Origin of the sequence: Roseicella frigidaeris (genome assembly GCF_003258945.1) — a bacterium.
Taxonomy (GTDB): Bacteria; Pseudomonadota; Alphaproteobacteria; order Acetobacterales; family Acetobacteraceae; genus Paracraurococcus; species Paracraurococcus frigidaeris.
Window position 1 is genome coordinate 1 of the sequence record NZ_QLIX01000069.1, and the last position, 3,315, is coordinate 3,315.

A 3,315-nucleotide genomic window follows, 5' to 3' on the forward strand; every position below is an offset into this window, starting at 1 on the left:
CCCCCTCCGATGGAGACGAGCGAATCACGATCCGGGGCCGGTCGCGAGGGGGAATTTCAGCAGCCTGCTAGGTACCCAGACCCTGCTGATGAAAGCCACTAAAGGCATACTGAGCGAGGCGGCTTGTGAGTGAAGGTGATCTGGTTCTGTATCTGCAGCCGGAAGACGGCGTCCCTCTGCCAAACGGTGACCTATGGACCGCTGATCGAGAGCTGAGGGCCAGCGGCGTGAAGGCGGACCCCCGGGTCTTCATCCAGGACGGCATGGAGCAGGCGATAACCCACCTAGGGGAGTGGACCATCAAGGCGGGTCCCTTCGTCGCTCCGGCCGTGGCGGCGGTCGCCGGTGCCTGGCTGCAGGCCCGCGTCGGCCGGAAGGTCCGCTTGAAGTACGGCACCGTGGAGGTCGAGGCGCGCACGCCCGCCGAGGCCCAGAAACTGCTGGCGCTCATCCCACCGGAGCCGGTCTCCCCAACGCAGGAAGGCGGTGAGAAGTGACCGTCGAGGACCAAGCGAGACATCGGGCCAACGGTGCCACCTGGCCGGCGGAGTTCCCGCCGCTCAATATTGCCCTCCGCAGTGCTGAGGGGGCCGAGCTCGTCGCCGGCGTCAGCTACGAGACCCCCGACCGGCGGCCTGTGGCGTATGTGCGGAAGGGCTCGGTCGAGATTCGGATCGGCGCCGCCGAGCTACGCCGCCTGGCGCAGCTGGCGACCGATCATGAGCGCCGGGCGCAGGGGAGGGGAGGGGCGTGAGCACCCCTCCGAAGCCAACGCCGGTTCCGGCGATCTCCGGTGAGCCGGCCGAGGTGACGACGGCTGCCCTGTCGCCCGCGGCCCGCGACGCCATGGAGGAGGCGGTCAGGTTCGCCCGCGATGCCCTCTCCGACAACACGCGCCTCGCCTACGCCTCCGACTGGCAGAATTTCGCCGCATGGTGCAGCGCGGCCGGGCTTGCCTCCTTGCCGGCACCGCCGGAGACCGTCGCCGCCTATCTGGCCGTCCAGGCGCGCACCTATGCCGTCGCCACGCTGCGCCGACGGCTGGTGTCGATCAGCAAGGCCCACCGCATTGCCGGGCACACTGCATTCTGGGCGGGCCACCCGGTCATCAGCGAGACCCTGCGCGGCGTGACACGCACGCGCGGCCGACCGCAGCGCCGCGCCGCCGCCCTCACCACCCCGGAAATCCGGCGCCTCGTCGCCGGCTGTGGACCCGACCTTGCCGGCCTGCGCGACCGGGCGCTCATCCTTCTGGGCTATGCCGCCGCCCTCCGCCGCAGCGAGCTGGTCGCCGTCGATGTGGAGCACCTCAGGTTCGACGCGCAGGGCCTGCGGCTGCATATCCCGCATAGCAAAGGCGACCAGGCGGGGGAGGGGGAGGATCTCGGCATCCCGCGCGGCCAGCGCCGCGACACCTGCCCGGTCCGCGCCATCGAGGCGTGGCTGCAGGCCTCAGACACGCGGTTCGGGCCGGTGTTCCGCAAGATCAACCGATGGGGCGGGGTGGAGCCGGGACGGCTGCACCCGGACGGTGTGCGACAGATCCTCAGCCGGCGGGCCGAGCAGGCCGGGATCGCGGGCACTGCGCTTGAGCCGGTCAGCCCGCACGGGTTAAGGGCGGGCTTCGTGACGCAGGCCTACAAGGCCGGCCTGCGAGACGAAGAAATCATGCAGCACAGCCGGCACCGCGACCTCCGGACGATGCGCCGGTATGTGCGACGGGCAAAGCTGCTCGAGGACAGCCCGGCGAAGCGCTTGGATCTGTAGATGGCTTTACGGCTTGGTGGCATGCCGTATAGGCATTCGGTCAACCTCCACGGGGTCACTGCACGACCCGTGAAAAACCGCACGCTACTGGATAAAACCTGACACTTGGGACCGATCGGACAACCGGCGCTTTCAACCCTTCTCAGACCTTCCTGTGCAGTCCCTCCAAGGCCTGGATTCGAAGGCGAAGCGGTCATATGCCCTAGGACGTCCTGATCGGCGGCTTCGCGCCCATCCTCGCCGTTCGGCCCGCGAATTGCCAATCCCAGTACCGGCCGCCTATTCGCGTGCTTTGCCGCGCCACTGGGCACCGGCAATTGGGAAAAAACCGTCCTCGGGGAAAAATTCACCGAATGTCAGTTTATAACCAAGAGCAGTTGTTATAGAAAAAGCCAGTTTACGCTGATAATCCACTTAGCCAAGATATTCAGAATACAGTGACACGGGCTCCTCGCTTGCCGCATTTCGAGCACTTAAACCGATCCTTTAGGACTTTCAAACTAATTCCTGATGCATCGTACCGCCTAAGGTCATTTATATTGAAGATAGCGGGTTTGCGGCAGAAGTATATAGATCCGCAGCGTACTAGCATTTCCGAGTCGTCCTCTATCCATTCGGTCAGAGTTTCGGGCGATCTCGAAAGGCGTTCTATATCCGACCGCCACTGCTGGGCTTCGTCACTGTTCCAGTCAATCTGAATAGTCGATGATCTAGCAACGAAACGGGTTTTGCCGCAGTTTATAGAGGGCTCGTAGTCTTTGCCGTGATCCTTAATAAGGTCGGCTTCGTAGAGGAAATTGCCATCCTTCTCGAGTGTGTAATCAAAAATGATTTCTAATAAATTTGAAGTATCCTTCCCGTCGCTTTCTCTTCTGATGTAGAGGCCCTGTATCCCGCTGCCGTTTAAGTCCCGGCTGAAATCGAAGCGGAGACCTCGGCGAAGGGAGAAGAAATATTCATGATCATGCATGGCCAGTGCCAATCTGGCTATATCGTCGCACGTGACCTCCTGCAGGGTAGGCCCATCAACCGGTAACTTGATGGTTTCTCCCTGGCTTACGCTACGGATGATCGGTTTGCCGGTGTGCACATTCATGATGTTTCCTGCGTTTGGTATCCAGTCGAGCCCGTTTAGGGTTCGTCCGAATATACGTCGTTTAGCGCGGCTCCGACTACCTGCCGTCCATCGAGCGAAAGGCGGCTTTTGTCGGGACCACGCCATGCCGGGCGAGCGCGGGCGGGCTGCTGCCATGTCCGCTTATGAGGGTGAAGCAGACCTCCGTGCGGCAGCTGTCTACAGCCGCTTCACGCCTGATTCGGTCAGCCACGGGCATGAGGCTTCCTCCGTAGCGTTCAGGAGGTAACAGGCCCTAATGTGCTTGCCCTTCTCTCGAGCAATTTTCATGAAGAACTAAATTAGTATCAGCGGGCGCGGCTTGCCTCAGTAAGAGCCCATCCGGGAAGTTCTGATTCAGGCGGAGGGGGTTGCGGCCAGCCGTCGCAGCATGATGCGGATCATGGCCAAGCGGACGAAGGCGCAAGCGATGC

The 3,315-nt window shown here is 62.7% G+C and carries 4 protein-coding genes; 3 read left to right on the top strand and 1 reads right to left on the bottom strand.

Annotated features, from left to right (window positions below):
- The first annotated feature begins 227 nt into the window (after nucleotides 1–227).
- Genes DOO78_RS26685 through DOO78_RS26695 form a run of 3 tightly spaced genes read left to right on the top strand, consistent with a single transcriptional unit; the run spans nucleotide 228 to nucleotide 1,767 of the window.
- Nucleotides 228–497 (top strand): hypothetical protein, encoded by a 270-nt coding sequence (locus tag DOO78_RS26685; protein ID WP_111472915.1) that lies wholly within the window; start codon nucleotides 228–230, stop codon nucleotides 495–497.
- On the top strand, nucleotides 494–754 hold the full coding sequence (locus tag DOO78_RS26690) for a hypothetical protein (RefSeq protein ID WP_111472916.1): 261 nt from the start codon (nucleotides 494–496) through the stop codon (nucleotides 752–754). Before DOO78_RS26685 ends, DOO78_RS26690 begins: the two co-directional genes overlap by 4 nt.
- Nucleotides 751–1,767 carry a site-specific integrase gene (locus tag DOO78_RS26695; RefSeq protein ID WP_243634809.1) on the top strand — a complete coding sequence of 339 codons (1,017 nt, stop codon included), beginning with the start codon at nucleotides 751–753 and terminating at the stop codon, nucleotides 1,765–1,767. Before DOO78_RS26690 ends, DOO78_RS26695 begins: the two co-directional genes overlap by 4 nt.
- Nucleotides 1,768–2,194: 427 nt before the next feature.
- Here DOO78_RS26695 and DOO78_RS26700 read toward each other — a convergent pair whose 3' ends face one another.
- Complete coding sequence (locus tag DOO78_RS26700) at nucleotides 2,195–2,863, bottom strand: hypothetical protein (RefSeq protein ID WP_207803089.1); 669 nt, start codon at nucleotides 2,861–2,863, stop codon at nucleotides 2,195–2,197.
- Between the last annotated feature and the right edge of the window lie 452 nt (nucleotides 2,864–3,315).